Consider the following 16,806-nt stretch of genomic DNA (forward strand, 5'->3'; position numbering starts at 1 on the left):
GGTGTCTGGAAATATAGGGGCAAATCCAAGCACTGGCAAAGGCTCGCCCATGCCGGTGTATCCTGGCGGGGTCCAGACATACATCTGACGTTCAGATTGCAATGCGTTGGAGTGGTAAGTTATGGCGATCAAATCACCATGCGCAACAGAACGCGTATCCAGATAACTGCCTGGCACCAGAATCATACTGGAGTTAACCTGGCGCTGAGGCTTAGTCATTGCGGTGCCTGTATCAATGCTGCGTACACCATCAACATTGAAAAAATACTCGTACAGGTTGCCTTTCAGGATAGGTGTGCGCCACGACCAGACTCCTGCTTCGTCTTTGGTCATCGGGTGAATATTGTCCGGAACCGGAACACCCACCACTACAGAGACATTTTTTGCCCCAGGGGCAAAGTAGCGAAAGGTCACGCTGTTATCGGCATTGACCTGAGTCACATACTGTTTCACCGGGATAGTGGGTGCCGGGCTGGCTGGCATATCCGCTGCTATGGCCCACTGAGCAGAAATACCGCTGGCAATAGCCAGCGTTAAAGCAGCAATTTTTATATTCATCGTAATATTCCTTTCATTAAGTTCCATTACCACCAGATTTCAGCCTGGGCACCGACAGCAAACTGGTCGTCTTTATTGTCTTCGAAGGTGAAGCCATCCAGTTCGTTTTCCAGGGCTTTGATATACGTGGCGTAGAAACGAATTTCCAGACGCGAGGTCAACATACTGGTATTGACTTTAAAGGTATGGAAGAGCGTGGTTTTATAACCAGACTCATTAAATTTATTACTATTCGCATCTTTGTTTTGCTGGGTGAAATAGCCCAGTTCAACACCTGTCTGGTTATATTGGTCCCAAATATAGGCCGGGCGAACAACCGCACGAATAGATTCGAAATCAGAGTGTGCGCCTGTTTCGTAGCTATAAATATCGTTACCGAAGGAGTAAACAATCGCGTTAGCCACAATAAAATGATCGCCGATATAGGCTTCGCCCTGCGAGGTCAGACGAACTGCTGTTCCGCCGGTGTGATCACCATAATAACGACCATTAAAGGTGGTAAATGGACTTGCGCCAGCATAACGGCCAAAGTTCCTGGCGATAGAGTTATTCACAACCAGGAAGGAGAATTCGTTGAAGCCACCTTTATCAAATTTCTGCGTTAAAGATGTGCCGAACATCCAGGTATCTTTCCAGTCATAATACCCGTTATTATCCTGATTATCTTTTTCCGATGCGCTTTCGTTTGCCGTGACATAACGACCACTCACCATTAAGGTCGCTTTATCCCATAACGGGATATCTTTATAGCGTAAATCAATAGTATGGGTATTAATCTGCTGTTTGTTTTGCAGGCTGCGATCGTAATCATCGACATCTTCGCGAACCAGCGCGATATCAATTTTACCCGGACCGACTTTCCAGTTTTCCAGACCTACACCCGCTGCGGCATCAGTACGCTGCGTTTTCCAGTCCAGCATCTGGATTTCAATTTTCGGCGCACCGTGTTTACCCACCCAGAAATCAGCCTCTGGCGCAAAGGGCAGGAAACCTTTGGTGGTAACGTACATATCGGAGAACTGCATAAAGTTCTCGCCACCGGCGTTATCGCCAAACCAGCCGGTAGAGTACTGCTGACCAACGTTACCATCCATCATCACAACGGCATCAACCCGTTTGCCGTTTTCGTTGTAGACACGTTGTTTTAACTGCAAATCAAACCAGCCGGAGTATTCGTTACCAAAGCGGCCCAGAGAACCAATCGCCCATGATTTAGGTGAACCATGAGAGGCGGTCCCCCAACCAGAACGGTAATAGCCGTTGTAACTAAAGCCAATTTCATCTTTCACAAACTTACTGAAATCTTTCAGAGTCATGGAAGAATAAATCGAGCCTGTCTCACTGGCATTTTTCTCTTCATTTTTGACCAGTACAGCATCAGGTTTTGCGGCACTACTGGTCGGGAACGGATTGGCGGCATACCCTTGATCATTCGTACTTACGCTACGATTCACCGTCGCTGGCGTATATTTTTTCTTCTCTTCATCTTTATACTTTTTGAGTTCGCTTTGCGTTTCTCTTAACGCTTTTTCTAATAACTCAAGGCGTTGTTCCACCGTTAATGATTCAGCCAATGATTGTGCAGAAAAGGCTAACGGTGCCATTAATAAGATGGCAGAGGTAATAAGATTTCGTCTAAACATAATATCCCTTTATGGTGCAAAGAAAGAATTAACGTATCGCATCCAGACTGTTCTGAATGCGACGATAATTAAGGTGCTTTATTGGTTATTTTTTTAATGACAGCCCCCGCGTTTTGATCACTTCTGCATACCATCCGAAGCTTTTCTTACGCGTTCTTGTGAGGCTTCCTTCGCCATTATCATCACGATCCACATAAATAAAGCCGTCGCGCTTAGACATTTGTGAATGAGATGCACTGACTAAATCAATTGGCCCCCAACTGGTGTACCCCATAATATCCACACCATCGGCAATCGCTTCATTTACCTGTACCAGGTGATCGTTTAAATAGGCAATTCGATAATCGTCCTGTATCGAACCATCCGCTTCAACGCTGTCTTTTACGCCTAATCCATTCTCGACAATAAATAACGGTTTTTGATAACGATCCCAAAGCGTATTTAACAGAACCCGTAATCCAACCGGATCAATTTGCCACCCCCACTCTGAACTTTTCAGATGCGGATTGGGGATCATATTCAGTATGTTGCCCTTCGCATTTTTATTAATGCTTTCGTCGTGGGAAACACAACCAGTCATGTAATAACTAAAAGAGATGAAATCTACAGTATGTTTTAAATCTTCTGCGTCACTTTCAGTCATCTCAATGGTGATATTGTGGTCGCGGAAGAAACGCTGCATATAGCCGGGATACTGGCCACGCGCCTGAACATCACCAAAGAACATCCAGCGCCGGTTCTCTTCCATGGCCTGCAACATATCCTGTGGCTGGCAGGTGAGGGGGTAAACCAGCCCACCGAGAAGCATATTGCCGATTTTCGCTTCGGGGATCAGGCTATGATAGGCTTTAACTGCCCGCGCACTGGCAACCAGTTGATGATGGATCGCCTGATAAACTTCCGCCTCGCCACTCTCTTCTGCCAGCCCCACGCCCGTGAATGGCGCGTGTAACGACATATTGATTTCATTAAACGTCAGCCATAACGCTACTTTATGTTGGTAGCGGGTAAAGACCGTGCGGGCGTAATGCTCGAAGTGATCGATGACCGCCCGATTAGCCCAACCGCCGTAGTTTTTCACCAGCCCATATAGCATTTCGTAATGGGATAACGTTACCAGCGGCTTGATCCCCGCCTGCGCCATTTCATCAAACAGCCGATCGTAAAACGCTAACCCCGCTTCATTCGGTTCGGCTTCGTCGCCCTGAGGGAAAATTCGCGCCCAGGCAATGGAAATACGCAGACAGGTGAAGCCCATCTCGGCAAATAACGCGATATCTTCCGGGTAACGGTGATAAAAATCGATGGCGACATCTTTGATATTCTCTTTCCCCAGGATGCGCGGTTCCATTTTTCCCATTACGCCATGAGGCTGTAAATCTGAGGTCGTGATCCCTTTGCCATCTTCCAGCCAGGCACCTTCCACCTGATTGGCAGCTGTTGCTCCACCCCAAAGAAATGTTTCTGGAAATGCTTTCATAATTAACTCCTTTTATCGTTAGCGAATGATGGATAACAGCGGTTCACCTGCGCTTATCTGCGCCGTGCCGTGGGGTAATACGTCTGTAAAATCATCGCTATTACTGATTAATACCGGCGTCGTCAGATCAAATCCGGCCTCGCGAATAGCAGGGATATCAAAAGAAATCAGCCGATCGCCTGTATTGACCTTGTCACCCACGTTGACGTGAGCGGAAAAGAATTTGCCGTCCAGTTTTACTGTGTCGATACCGACATGAATCAGGATCTCCACACCATCATCTGACTCAATGCCAATGGCGTGTAATGTGGCGAACAACGAAGCAATTCGACCCGCAACCGGAGAACGCACTTCACCAACCGAGGGCAGAATGGCGATACCTTTACCCAACAGGCCACTGGCAAACGTGGTATCAGCGACGTGAATGAGCGGCACAATCTCTCCCGTCATCGGTGAACAGATACCGCCCTGCTCAGGTGGTGTAATAACCTCTGGTGTTTTCTCTTGCGGGGCACCCTGCGCTGGCTGACGTTTACTGGTGATGAAATGAAGCATCAACGTACCAACAAATGCGCAACCTATGGCAATGACACCGCCAATAACGCTGGCCCAGACGGTGAAATCAATCCCCGTTGACGGGATGGTCTGCATGAAGGTGAAAATACTTGGCAAACCAAAGGAGTAAACTTTCGTTTGCGCGTAGCCAATGATGGTGGCCCCCAATGCTCCACTGATACAGGCGATAACAAAGGGGTACTTACGCGGCAGGTTGACTCCATATACCGCTGGTTCGGTGATACCAAACAGACCCGTCAACGCCGCTGATCCCGCCACCACTTTTTTCTGCGCATCGCGTTCGCAGAGGAAGACGCCGAGCGCCGCCCCGACCTGCGCCATAATGGCGGGCATTAACAGCGGGATCATGGTGTCGTAGCCCAGCACGGTGAAGTTATTGATACACAGCGGCACCAGGCCCCAGTGCAGTCCGAACATGACGAAGATTTGCCAGAAGCCGCCCATTACCGCGCCCGCAAATGCAGGAACCGCCTGATAAAGCCAGAGATAACCGGCGGCAATCATTTCGCTTATCCAGGTTGATAGCGGCCCCACCAGCAGAAAGGTGACGGGTGTGATAACCATCAGACATAGCAATGGTGTGAAGAAATTTTTGATTGCCGACGGTAACCACGCATTAAGTCGGCGTTCCAGAATGCTGCACAACCAGGCAGAAAAAATAATGGGAATAACCGATGACGAGTAATTCAACAATGTGACCGGAATACCCAGGAAATCCAGCCCCGGCGCATCCGCTTTTTGCCCGTTCTCGAAGGCAGTCAGAATTAATGGATGCACTAACGCTCCACCAATCACCATGGCAGTAAATGGATTACCGCCGAAGCGTTTGCCCGCGGTGTATCCCAGGATTATCGGGAAGAACCCAAACAAGGCATCACTGGCGCTGAATAAAATTAAATAAGTACCACTTTGTTCGGTCGTCCACTGAAAAGTGAGCGCCAGAGCCAGCATACCTTTCAGGATCCCGGTTGCCGCCATCAGACCGATCAGAGGCGTAAAAATACCTGAAATAACATAAACAAAGCGGTTTAGCAGATTACCTTTCTCATCATTTTCCGGTGCCTGTTGCGCTTTTTCGCCAAGGCCTGCCACGCTGTTAACCGCCAGGAAGACATCGGCCACATGGTTACCTATGACCACCTGAAACTGACCACCGCTTTCCACCACCATAATAATACCGGGGGTCTTTTTCAGTACCTCAGCTTGCGCTTTGCTTTCATCCTTTAACTTAAAACGTAATCGCGTTGCGCAATGCATCAGACTCACAATGTTATCTGCGCCCCCGACTCCTGCGACTATTTTTCTGGCTAACTCCGTCATAACTTGCCCTCTACCGCTTTGCGGCAAAACTCCAAAAAAAAACCTGAAAAAAAACGGCCTGACGTGAATCAAGCAATTTTTTTCAGGTTTTGCCCGCTTAGTGCGGTAACAATCCTTTACTCAGTAATAATATTTCAGTGTTCTTTGCGCACGCGCTCTATATTTATGGCTAAAAACATAATCTCTGCGGGTGAAATTTTACGTTGATACTGCAAACCAATAAAAATGGCGATCCGTTCCGCACATTGCCATGCTTGCGGGTAATTTTGTTTTACTGCTTGTTGTAATGATTCATCACTATCGTTAATTGAAGCATGTTCAAGAATACGCCAGGATAAAAACTTCAGATGTGTAACCAGTCGCTGATAACTCAAGCTTTCTTCCTGGTAATTAAGGCTGAACTGAAATTTTATTAATTGCAGCATTTCGCGCATTAACTGCGTGACACCTGCAACATCCTCCATATTTCCGCTCATTTGGGCACTGACCAGATGCATGGCAATAAAGCCCACTTCATCTTTCGGTAACTGCACGCCCAACCGTTTATCAATAATGGTTAACGCTTCTTCCCCTAGCTGGAACTCTTTCGGGTAAAGCCGCTGGATATCCCACAGCAACGGGTTGGGCAGCAACACGTTTTGCTGAAAGCGTTTAATCGCAAACTGGCAATGGTCAGTTAGCGAGATATAAATACTGTCCTGTAATTTTCCCAAGCGCTCCTGCGCTAAAGAGATAAGACGATCACAGGTTGCCATCACCTCAAGAGGAATATGACTTAAGAGTTCGCTTAATCGCCCGTTCAGTTCATGACTGCTCAAGGCATACTCTTTTTCTATTCCACTTGAGTTAATTCTTTCGCCAGCGCGTTTTTGAAAGCCAATTCCGCGCCCCATGACGACTTTTTCCCGCTGTTGATCATCAATAACCACCACAACATTATTGTTGAGAATTTTGGTGATTTGCATGTTCATAGCAAGGACCTTTTTTATAAACAAAAAAAAACCGACTTCACCAGTATTCTCTGGTTATGTCAGGTTTTGCCTGCGAATGCAGTAACAATCCAGTCATTTATTAATGGTTTTTATAACGAACATCCAGGTTCGGAAATTAATTTAATTGCGTGCAGAGAAAATAGCAATGCGCTATTGATAAAAATATGACCATGCTCGCAGTTATTAACTTTGTGTAATTTTAGGAATTTATAAAGTTATATATAACAAATCCCAATAATTAAGTTATTGGGATTTGTCTGGTGAATTATTTGTCGCTATCTTTTCCCGCCAGCAGTTTATCCAGCTCATCACCGCCTACATGACGGAAATCCTGACCCTTCACGTAGTAGAAGATAAACTCACAAATATTCTGGCAGCGGTCGCCGATACGTTCGATTGAACGCGCACAGAACAGCGCGGTAAGTACGCTCGGAATAGTGCGCGAATCTTCCATCATGTAGGTCATCAGTTGACGAACAATACCTTCGTATTCCTGATCGACTTTTTTATCTTCACGATAAATACGTACCGCTTCGTCAATGTCCATCCGCGCGAACGCGTCCAGCACGTCGTGCAGCATCTGGATGGTATGACGGCCCAGCGACTCCAGACTTACCAGCAACGGCTGATGCTGCTGGGAGAATTTCTCCAGCGCAGTACGGCAGATTTTGTCCGCCACGTCGCCAATACGCTCCAGCTCGGCAATGGTTTTACTGATCACCATAACCAGTCGCAGGTCGCTCGCCGTCGGCTGACGTTTGGCGATAATGCGCACGCAGGCTTCATCGATCGCCACTTCCATCATGTTGACGTTCTTGTCGCCTTCGATCACGCGCTTCGCCAGATCGCTGTCCTGGTTATGCATCGCGGTGATTGCATCAGAAAGCTGCTGCTCCACCATGCCGCCCATGGTCATCACCTGCGTGCGGATACTTTCCAGTTCGGCGTTGAACTGGCCGGAAATATGTTTATTAAGATTGAGACTGTCCATAACGCACTCCTGAATCAACCGTAACGACCGGTGATGTAGTCTTCTGTTTGTTTCTTCGCTGGCTTGGTGAACAGATCGTCCGTGTTGCTGAACTCAATCAATTCGCCCAGGTACATAAATGCCGTGTGGTCGGAACAACGCGCAGCCTGCTGCATGTTGTGGGTGACGATCACCACGGTGTAATCCTGCTTCAGTTCGGTGATCAGCTCTTCAATACGCCCGGTAGAGATGGGGTCGAGCGCCGAACACGGTTCGTCGAGCAGCAGCACTTCCGGGCGAATGGCGATACCACGCGCAATACACAGACGCTGTTGCTGACCACCAGAGAGAGAGTAACCGCTCTGGTGCAATTTATCTTTGGTTTCGTTCCACAATGCGGCTTTGGTCAATGCCCACTGCACGCGCTCGTCCATGTCGGCACGGGAGAGCTTCTCAAACAGACGAACGCCAAAGGCGATGTTGTCGTAGATGGACATCGGGAACGGCGTCGGTTTCTGGAACACCATGCCCACTTTCGCACGCAGCAGGGCGATATCCTGAGAGTTGGTCAGGATGTTGTCGCCATCAAGCAGAATTTCACCTTCCGCACGCTGCTCCGGGTACAGTTCAAACATTTTGTTGAAGGTACGCAGCAGCGTCGATTTACCGCAGCCGGACGGCCCGATAAACGCCGTAACCTGGTTTTTGGCGATATCCAGGTTGATGTTTTTCAGGGCATGGAATTTGCCGTAGTAGAAGTTCAAATTACGAACCTGAATTTTACTCGGGGCAGTTTCAACCATACTCATTGCAATCTTTTCCTCATCGTACCTGATGCTTTTCGCTAATCAGGCTTACCGTAGGGCCGGGTAAGGCGTTCACGCCGCATCCGGCAAAGTGTTAACCGTGTTTATTCTTCGCAAAAACAACGCGCGCCAGAATGTTCAGCAGCAGGACGCACAGGGTAATGATCAATACCCCGGCCCAGGCCAGTTGTTGCCATTCCGCAAACGGGCTCATCGCAAACTTAAAGATCGTCACCGGCAGGTTGGCGATCGGCTGCATCATGTCCGTGCTCCAGAACTGGTTGGAGAGCGCGGTAAACAGCAGCGGCGCGGTTTCACCGGCAATACGGGCAATCGCCAGCAGGATACCGGTCATAATCCCGGACACCGACGCTTTCAGCGTAATCGCGGAGATCATCTTCCACTTCGGTGTACCCAGCGCATAAGCCGCTTCACGCAGGCTGTCCGGCACCAGTTTCAGCATGTTCTCGGTGGTGCGGATAACGATCGGCACCTGCAACAGCGCCAGCGCAATTACGCCCGCCCAGCCGGAGAAGTGCTCCATCTGTGCCACCACGATGGTGTAGACAAACAGACCAACCACAATCGACGGCGCGGAGAGCAGAATGTCGTTAATGAAGCGAATCACTTCTGCCAGCCAGGATTTACGACCATATTCCGCCAGATAAATCCCCGCCATAATGCCCAGCGGCGTACCGAATACCGTGGCCCACAAAATTAACAGCCCGCTACCCGCCAGGGCGTTCGCCAGACCACCACCTTCCGTATTGGGCGGCGGCGTCATTTCAGTGAACAGCGCCAGCGACATACCGTCGATACCGCGAGTGATGGTGGACATTAAAATCCAGATCAGCCAGAACAGGCCGAAGGCCATCGTCGCCATCGAGAGCGTCAGCGCAATACGGTTTTTGAGGCGGCGACGCGCCTGCATTTTGCGGCGAGATTCAGCCAGCGCCGCAGTGGTTTGCATTTCAACCATAGCCATTAGCGTGCCCCCTCATTCTTAGCCAGGCGCATAATCATAAACTTCGATGCGGCGAGGACGATGAAGGTAATCACAAACAGGATCAGGCCCAGTTCCATCAGTGCGGCAACGGGCAGACCGGATTCCGCTTCCGCAAATTCGTTCGCCAGCGCAGAGGTGATACTATTGCCCGGCATGTACAGCGAGGCGCTGTCGAGCTGGTAGGTGTTACCGATGATAAAGGTCACCGCCATGGTTTCACCGAGCGCGCGGCCCAGCCCCAGCATGATGCCGCCGATAACACCATTTTTGGTGAACGGAAGAACGATACGCCAGATAACTTCCCAGGTGGTGCAGCCAATACCGTAGGCCGACTCTTTCATCATCACCGGGGTTTGTTCGAACACATCACGCATTACCGCCGCAATGTACGGAATAATCATGATGGCGAGGATCACGCCTGCCGCGAGGATACCGATACCAAATGCGGGGCCAGAGAACAGCGCGCCAACAATCGGGATATTCGACATGATATTGCCGACCGGCTCCTGAAAGTAAACGGCGAACAGCGGCGCAAAGATAAACAGGCCCCACATGCCGTAAACGATACTTGGAATGGCTGCCAGCAGCTCAATGGCGATACCCAGCGGGCGTTTCAGCCAGCCAGGCGCAAGCTCAGTCAGGAACAGGGCGATACCGAAACTCACCGGGACGGCGATCAGCAGCGCGATAAACGAAGTCACCAACGTACCGTAGATCGGCACCAGCGCCCCGTAGATATCGTTCGGTGCATCCCACTCTTTGGTCCATAGGAAAGCCAGACCAAATTTCTGAATGCTCGGCCAGGAGGGGATGATCAGAGAGACAATAATGCCACCCAACATCAATAGCACAATCAGCGCCGCCAGTTTTACCAGCACGCTGAAAATTATGTCGCCCTTTTTACCCGGTGGGTTAAAAGCGGGCTTGGTTGCAGCCATAAGTTACTCTTCAGTTAAACGCGTTTACAAAGTCATTTTGTAATGCCGGATGCGGCGTAAAACACCGTACCCGGCCTGGAGTTTTATTAGTACAGCGGCTTACCGCTACTGTCTTTAATATTGGTCTTCCACGCAGCGCGAACCTGTTCAACTACACTATCCGGCAGGCTGGCGTAATCCAGGTCGTTCGCCTGTTTAGCCCCGGTTTTGTACGCCCAGTCGAAGAATTTCAGCACCTCTGTGCCTTGTTCTGGTTTCTTCTGATCTTTGTGGATCAGAATGAACGTGGTAGAGGTAATAGGCCATGCATCTTCGCCTTTCTGGTTGGTCAGATCCTGAGCGAAGGTTTTGCTCCAGTCTGCACCTTTTGCTGCATTAGCGAAGTTTTCTTCGGTCGGACTAACCGGTTTACCATCAGCGGAGATCAGTTTGGTGTACGCCAGGTTGTTCTGCTTCGCGTAAGCATATTCAACATAACCAATTGCACCCGGCAGACGCTGAACGAACGCGGCGATACCGTCGTTACCTTTACCGCCCAGACCGATCGGCCATTTTACGGTAGAGCCAGTACCAACGTTGTTTTTCCACTCTTCGTTCACTTTCGCCAGGTAGCTGGTGAAGACGAAGGAAGTCCCGGAGCCATCTGCGCGGCGTACTACAGCAATGTTTTGTGAAGGCAGTTTCAGACCCGGATTCAGTTTGGCGATGGCTTCATCATCCCACTTCTTGATTTTGCCCAGGTAGATGTCGCCGAGGGTTTTACCATCCAGCACCAGTTCGCCAGACTTCAGCCCTGGAATGTTAACCGCCAGCACCACGCCGCCAATCACGGTCGGGAACTGGAACAGACCTTCCTGAGCCAGTTTTTCGTCAGACAGCGGCGCGTCAGAGGCACCAAAATCAACGGTATTAGCGATAATCTGTTTTACGCCACCGGAAGAACCGATACCCTGGTAGTTAACTTTATTACCGGTTTCTTTCTGGTAAGTGTCAGCCCATTTGGCATACACCGGCGCAGGGAAGGTTGCACCTGCACCTGTCAGGCTTGCTTCTGCAAACACAGAGAAAGCACTCATCGATAAGGTCGCGGCGACAACAGTTGCGACGGTGGTACGCATAACTTTCATAATGTCTCCTGGGAGGATTCATAAAGCATTGTTTGTTGGCTACGAGAAGCAAAATAGGACAAACAGGTGACAGTTATATATAAGGAATATGACATTTTTATGACAGAAAGGAATTACCAAATAACTTACTGATTTTAAATGTGAAGATGAAAATCCCACATGCCATCTTTTTGTCATGATGCATTTAAAAGTGATAAAGAAATGGGTGAGATGACAACGATGTGATGAACAATCGTTGTCAGACCTATTAGCGCACAATCTCAACAGTTATCGTCGCTGTTGCAGTAAATTGCCCCGGGGCTGGGCGAGATCCAGTAAGGCTCGCAGGAGCAGCTGAAAAAGTTACACTACCTGATTTTTCACCATACACTGTTGATTTACCCATGTCTGTTGGCAACTCACCACCGTTCACTTTGATTTCCTTATTATTTTTGTCGTAAATTTTTATCCCCACGTTAGAGTTTGAAGTTACGACCATTGAATTGTCCGTATTGGGTTCGGTAGCATAAAAAGACGTACTGATATCATCGGTATTCAGTATCCCCAGGTTTTCACACTCAATAGTGACTGTTTTAGTAATTTTATGTGTTGTTACCGCACTTCCAACAACAGATGAAAAATCTGCAGCTGGTATTTCTTTAAAATCAAAACAAACTGGCTTTAAATTATTTATTTCGCAACTTTGCGGAGCTGTAATATCGCCCCGAATATAAACATCAGCCATCGGCTGTGAGTAATCCACCGGGGTGTCACGGCTAATTGTTCCATACAATGTCACTATCTTTGTTTCAGGAATAATCAATTTTACTGCAAATGTCTTCTTGATATAAAAATATACTATCGCTTTAGCCCCACTGGATATACTTAAAGGTTCAATGCGGTTGCAATTGTACTTTGTATTACCAGACGGGTTGTTAGCATGATATTCAAAAGGTGCATTCACATACCCAACCCCAAGAATATCTATAGCAATCCCAACATCAAGGTTCGGATTAAGATCATAATAATTAATATTAGAGTGAACCCCAGCATAAGTTAATGCCTGGTTTATTTTTGACGTATAATAGATATAGGGGAATTCTCCTACGTTACCAGTATCACAATGACAGCGTCCAAGATATGAGGATCCATTAGTTACAGTGGTGTTAAATGTCGTTCCAACCTTATTTTCGTTCGCGGTAATAAGATATCCCGAGAAATCAAGCGTACTGTGAAATACGCCATTATCAGGGGTACAGATACCTTTAGGAGCTGCAAGTGCTACACTACTTAACGAGAGCATAAACACAGCAAAGCACCACTGTTTGATATACTTGTTCATAAAAATCCTTTTAATGACATGTCACACCCTGTTCAATTAATCCGCTCTCACTTTCTGGTGTCGAAAGTGAATAATTGAAGATGCATTTTGTTGAGGCGTTTTCTCCCCAGGATAACGTAACCTGTCCTTTTTCTGGTAGACCAGAAAGATAAAGTTCGCCACGGTCACCGACAATTCCTGAATCTGCCAAACTTGCATCTTGTATCGCAGCAATGGCTCCAAAAGGTACCGGTTTACCATTTGCATTTAACACTCTGAAGAGAACGCGATAACCCACATGAGTCACAAACTCCGCTTTAACCACTGCACCACGCGTGGGAACCATCGTAACGACGGTATTATCAAGTTCTATATTCGACTTCGAGAAATAGTTATCGCTGATTGCTACCCGATTTTCATCATAAGGGTTTAGCTGTGTCTTGACCGTATAGCCGCGCCAGTCCGTCGCAGCACCGCGCATATTATCTATTTCTAACCCGGCGGCCCCAGGTGCTTTAACAAGAGCAATAGTTTCACCTAACTCCTGACTTAACGTTACCCCTTCGCTGTGTGCCAGAATTCCCCCTCTGATACCATAATTCAGCCTCTGGGAATTTTGGCTGTAGTTATAGCTGCCGTTCACCGTGCCATAAGAGCCATCATAGGTCAGGGACATATTACCGCCAACCTCATCATCATGACTGTTATAGGACTGCATTAAATTCCATGAAAGGTTATTTCTTTCCAGCGCCGTACCGCTGAGTCCGAGTTGATGTGAGCTACCGGAATTATCGTTTTGCGAAACAGAATAGGTGGCGTAACTATTACCCCACCAGCCCGATAAAGGAACAGATAAAGAGAGCATGTAGATCTGCTCACTGGTGTTATCACTGGCATGGTTGTTCCCCGTCCCCTGTCTGGCAGTATTGGAATAACTCCAGGAGACGTTCCACGAGAGACGCTTCCAGCTACTGCTGTAGCCAAATTGCATTAATCGTTCGACATCATCGGTATGCCAGTATTGTTGCCGGCTTAATGTCAGGTATAAATTGCCATAATCTCTCCCCAACGACTGCGTTAGCGTTCCCTCCACGCGACTACGTCGGTTACCTGTTTCCCAAAAGTCTTCAGGGCTGTTGCGCCGCGATGCCCACTCATTGAGGGTATAGTAGCCCTCGGTGGAGTAACGATAGCCAACCAGGCGCAAGCTAGTGTCTGTGTCGTCAAATAGTTTTGAATAGAGAAAGCGATATGACTGACCCGTTTCTGTATCATCATGGCTAAAATTCGCACGAGCATGTGTCACATCGAAAGAAATTGCGCCCAAAGCGCCAAGATCTTTACCGACACCCAGAGCTGCAGAACCATAATTTTCAGCAGCCTGCATACCTCCATATAAAGTGATCCCGTGGGAAAAACCATGAAGTATTTGCGCCTGAAGGACGTCCGGTGTAAATCCGTCTTCATCGCGCAATTCACCCACGCTGACATCAACATCTGTCTGACCTTCACGTTTAAGAATCGCCAATGAAGCATAAGGTTGGGTGAATCGTTGTTCGCTACCGTCTTCTTCTTTGATGGTTACGTCCAAATCGCCACCTGTACTTGCGGTGTTGAGATCGGTGATCTCAAAAGCACCTTGTGGAACGGCTGACTGATAAATCACGTAGCCATTCTGCCGAATGATGACGGTGGCGTTGGACTTTGCAATCCCACGAACCACAGGAGCAAAGCCATTCTGGCTGGCGGGTAGCATATCGTTATCAGTATACAAACGCGCGCCGCGAATTTGCGTACTGTCGAAAATATCGCTCGCCGTCCACGTATCACCAATCATAATCTGGCTTCTTAACGCGGCAATATCGCGCTGTATCCAGGTACTAATGGAGTTGTATTCCGCACGGCCATCGCTGGTGTTTAAAGTACTGTAATTACGTAGCCGCCACGGTCCAATATTCAGTCCATTGCGCAGATTGAGATAACTGGTATCTGTCTCTTGTGAACCATAATCTGAACGTAGTGTATGTGAACCAGAAAAATCGTAGTTGATGGTGAGCGCATTAATCCCCTCATCCCAACGCGTGGGGCTGATGTAATCATAAGCCATCGCGTCCATGTAGATTTGGTGAATGGATATATTCAGCTGCAATTTATCACTGTCAAACTGCCAGGATGAGCCTTCAATACGTGGAGCAGGATCGAGGCAAACCGTCTCATCCACATCATTGAACGATTTGAGCGCATCAACTTTTATGCCAAAGGAGGACAGTGTTTTTTTAATGGCAATAAAGCAAGCGTGCAGATCAGCATCTGGATTATCCTGAACAAATGTCACATCCTGACGTTCAAACATTTTACCGTTGATAAAAATATCAACGCTATAAACACCTGGGGGCATCAGGTTTGCCCGATTAAACTGGCGAATATCGACTCCGGATTGATGGTTGATTTCCAGAAGCGCCGGATTGAATACACTGACCTCGGCCATCAGGTTTTGCGAGAAAATCAGACACGTCCCTGCCGTGAGGCCAACCACTATTCTGGTCGTCATCATAATACGCCTATCCTTATCCCTTGCTTACAGTGTCATTTTTATCGGGTCACTGACTGCGCCGTAATCATTAATAAATCGCCAGGTCATTTGGCCTCCCGCAGAATTAGCAGGTAAAGGTAACGTGAGCGTTTCAAAAGGACGGATCATATTGAGGGGCACATCATGGCCATCAACGATGACATCCATCACACTGATATGAATTGGGTTGGGATTCTCTGCTATCAGATTTCGCCCTTCCCGGCGCCATTTCACTTTCGGCGCAGCATCTTCGGGAATAAGGCGGATATTTGCTGGTCGCCAGAACAGCTTGATACGCGTTTTTACTGCTATTTCCAGCGAGTTCGTCGCTTTGTTGCTCGCTGATGGCGGAATATTTTTAATATTCAGCCAGAAGACTGACTCGCGATCATCAGGCAATGACACACCTTTGGTGTGAATAATGCGTAATATTTTTTCTTGCGAAGGTTCTAATCGTGATACTGGCGGAATAACGGTAAACGGCGCTTTGCTTTTATCCTCTTTATTAAATGGATCTACCCAAGCCTGGATGAGATAAGGTATTTTTTCTTCTTTGCTAAATACAGAAATAGATTTATCAGCATTATTACTTAAGTAAACCACCCGCGTACCACCAATGACAACGCCTGCATAAGTTAATGCTGGTTGGCCTAAAAAAACGCTGAGTATAATCGCGGTAAATAACTTACATGAAACTGTTGTTTTAAAGAGCCTGATTAAACAACTTTTTCTGGACATAACGACTCCCTGGCCAAAGCCAACTGAATAAAAAGGCCCTTGATAAATTATTTCTTATATTCGACAGTAAATTGTGAATCAGCGTTCGCCGTACCAGCCGTTACGGTCGCATTGGTTGCCACATAGCGTGCAATAAACTTCATTTCAGCCTTGCCTTCAGCATCGATAGCGGTATAAGCAGAGTCGTTATAAAGTTTAACCTGCGAATTATCGGACTGGTTAAAAATACGAATACCAACGCCGGTTGCCGCAATCGCTTGTCCTGTACCGGTAAAATCACCAGGGTTGCCTGCTGTAAGCGGCGTACCCACTTTCAGGTCGCCGTCGCCGCCAGGCGCTTCTGTACCATCAAAACGAACGGCTGCTTGAGTGTACGTTGCCGGGCAATTTTCAAGTTTAATACTGAACTTCTGTGGCGACGCCAGACTACCTACACCTGAAAATGCATTTTTACTGACTTTACCCAGTGGGACAATTTGATCGGCTGTATCGGAGGTAACTTCACAAGTAGTGTCGACAATTTCACCGACGAAGTTAACAACACCATCTTCTGCCAGTGCATGCCCGGCCAGCATTAGAGATGCCAGAGTGAATGCACCGCCTATAATATTACGCTTCATAAAAACTCCATTGATATAATATATCCTTTACCATGAATCATCACTTATATTAATAAGTGTATTTTTGATTCAAAGGAATAGTACACCAAAGAGACGGCTTTATCTAAAAATAATATTAATTACGCAAAAATAAAATATAAATTTATTGTTTAAATATTAT

The 16,806-nt window shown here is 47.6% G+C and carries 13 protein-coding genes and 1 pseudogene; all 14 read right to left on the reverse strand.

Translation table 11 applies throughout. The features are described 5' to 3' along the window. Positions 1-558 (reverse strand): annotated as a pseudogene (locus tag ACUU1M_RS13500) (esterase family protein); the annotation flags it as partial. 26 nt (positions 559-584) lie between these two features. After that, entirely contained in the window at positions 585-2,201 is a 1,617-nt protein-coding gene (gene bglH / locus ACUU1M_RS13505; RefSeq protein WP_134799726.1) for a carbohydrate-specific porin BglH, read from the reverse strand. Positions 2,202-2,286: 85 nt separating this feature from the next. Continuing rightward, entirely contained in the window at positions 2,287-3,681 is a 1,395-nt protein-coding gene (gene bglB / locus ACUU1M_RS13510; protein WP_000643208.1) for a 6-phospho-beta-glucosidase BglB, read from the reverse strand. An 18-nt stretch (positions 3,682-3,699) separates the two neighbouring features. After that, positions 3,700-5,577: a PTS beta-glucoside transporter subunit IIABC gene (gene bglF, locus ACUU1M_RS13515; RefSeq protein WP_000137306.1), complete on the reverse strand. Its 1,878-nt coding sequence runs from the start codon at positions 5,575-5,577 to the stop codon at positions 3,700-3,702. Positions 5,578-5,711: 134 nt separating this feature from the next. Beyond that, on the reverse strand, positions 5,712-6,548 hold the full coding sequence (gene bglG / locus ACUU1M_RS13520) for a transcriptional antiterminator BglG (protein ID WP_005071737.1): 837 nt from the start codon (positions 6,546-6,548) through the stop codon (positions 5,712-5,714). A 286-nt stretch (positions 6,549-6,834) separates the two neighbouring features. Continuing rightward, a complete protein-coding gene (gene phoU / locus ACUU1M_RS13525) occupies positions 6,835-7,560 on the reverse strand; it encodes a phosphate signaling complex protein PhoU (RefSeq protein ID WP_000377786.1) in 726 nt (241 codons plus the stop codon). 14 nt (positions 7,561-7,574) lie between these two features. Further along, positions 7,575-8,348, reverse strand: a complete 774-nt coding sequence (gene pstB / locus ACUU1M_RS13530; protein ID WP_000063125.1) for a phosphate ABC transporter ATP-binding protein PstB — start codon at positions 8,346-8,348, stop codon at positions 7,575-7,577. Between the two features lie 91 nt (positions 8,349-8,439). Then, complete coding sequence (gene pstA, locus ACUU1M_RS13535; RefSeq protein WP_001251991.1) at positions 8,440-9,330, reverse strand: phosphate ABC transporter permease PstA; 891 nt, start codon at positions 9,328-9,330, stop codon at positions 8,440-8,442. Next, a complete protein-coding gene (pstC, locus tag ACUU1M_RS13540; protein WP_000741614.1) occupies positions 9,330-10,289 on the reverse strand; it encodes a phosphate ABC transporter permease PstC in 960 nt (319 codons plus the stop codon). The genes pstA and pstC overlap by 1 nt, the downstream gene beginning before the upstream one ends. A gap of 86 nt (positions 10,290-10,375) precedes the next feature. Continuing rightward, positions 10,376-11,416 (reverse strand): phosphate ABC transporter substrate-binding protein PstS, encoded by a 1,041-nt coding sequence (gene pstS / locus ACUU1M_RS13545; RefSeq protein WP_000867146.1) that lies wholly within the window; start codon positions 11,414-11,416, stop codon positions 10,376-10,378. Between the two features lie 247 nt (positions 11,417-11,663). Beyond that, positions 11,664-12,737 (reverse strand): long polar fimbrial minor subunit LpfD-O113, encoded by a 1,074-nt coding sequence (gene lpfD-O113 / locus ACUU1M_RS13550; RefSeq protein WP_001046019.1) that lies wholly within the window; start codon positions 12,735-12,737, stop codon positions 11,664-11,666. Positions 12,738-12,747: 10 nt separating this feature from the next. After that, a complete protein-coding gene (gene lpfC-O113 / locus ACUU1M_RS13555; RefSeq protein ID WP_000989231.1) occupies positions 12,748-15,270 on the reverse strand; it encodes a long polar fimbrial usher protein LpfC-O113 in 2,523 nt (840 codons plus the stop codon). A gap of 24 nt (positions 15,271-15,294) precedes the next feature. Next, positions 15,295-16,026: a long polar fimbrial chaperone LpfB-O113 gene (gene lpfB-O113, locus ACUU1M_RS13560; protein ID WP_000088114.1), complete on the reverse strand. Its 732-nt coding sequence runs from the start codon at positions 16,024-16,026 to the stop codon at positions 15,295-15,297. Between the two features lie 47 nt (positions 16,027-16,073). Continuing rightward, positions 16,074-16,646: a long polar fimbria major subunit LpfA-O113 gene (gene lpfA-O113 / locus ACUU1M_RS13565; protein WP_000827814.1), complete on the reverse strand. Its 573-nt coding sequence runs from the start codon at positions 16,644-16,646 to the stop codon at positions 16,074-16,076. Positions 16,647-16,806 lie beyond the last annotated feature (160 nt).

The sequence above is a fragment of the Shigella sp. SIG6 genome (assembly GCF_053555815.1).

Bases quoted from the DNA above. Each gene is read 5' to 3' on its own strand.
- bglF (WP_000137306.1), bottom strand. From the start codon at position 5,577: ATGACGGAGTTAGCCAGAAAAATAGTCGCAGGAGTCGGGGGCGCAGAT.
- pstB (WP_000063125.1), bottom strand. From the start codon at position 8,348: ATGAGTATGGTTGAAACTGCCCCGAGTAAAATTCAGGTTCGTAATTTG.
- lpfA-O113 (WP_000827814.1), bottom strand. From the start codon at position 16,646: ATGAAGCGTAATATTATAGGCGGTGCATTCACTCTGGCATCTCTAATG.
- bglB (WP_000643208.1), bottom strand. From the start codon at position 3,681: ATGAAAGCATTTCCAGAAACATTTCTTTGGGGTGGAGCAACAGCTGCC.
- bglG (WP_005071737.1), bottom strand. From the start codon at position 6,548: ATGAACATGCAAATCACCAAAATTCTCAACAATAATGTTGTGGTGGTT.
- pstA (WP_001251991.1), bottom strand. From the start codon at position 9,330: ATGGCTATGGTTGAAATGCAAACCACTGCGGCGCTGGCTGAATCTCGC.
- pstS (WP_000867146.1), bottom strand. From the start codon at position 11,416: ATGAAAGTTATGCGTACCACCGTCGCAACTGTTGTCGCCGCGACCTTA.
- lpfB-O113 (WP_000088114.1), bottom strand. From the start codon at position 16,026: ATGTCCAGAAAAAGTTGTTTAATCAGGCTCTTTAAAACAACAGTTTCA.
- lpfC-O113 (WP_000989231.1), bottom strand. From the start codon at position 15,270: ATGATGACGACCAGAATAGTGGTTGGCCTCACGGCAGGGACGTGTCTG.
- bglH (WP_134799726.1), bottom strand. From the start codon at position 2,201: ATGTTTAGACGAAATCTTATTACCTCTGCCATCTTATTAATGGCACCG.
- lpfD-O113 (WP_001046019.1), bottom strand. From the start codon at position 12,737: ATGAACAAGTATATCAAACAGTGGTGCTTTGCTGTGTTTATGCTCTCG.
- pstC (WP_000741614.1), bottom strand. From the start codon at position 10,289: ATGGCTGCAACCAAGCCCGCTTTTAACCCACCGGGTAAAAAGGGCGAC.
- phoU (WP_000377786.1), bottom strand. From the start codon at position 7,560: ATGGACAGTCTCAATCTTAATAAACATATTTCCGGCCAGTTCAACGCC.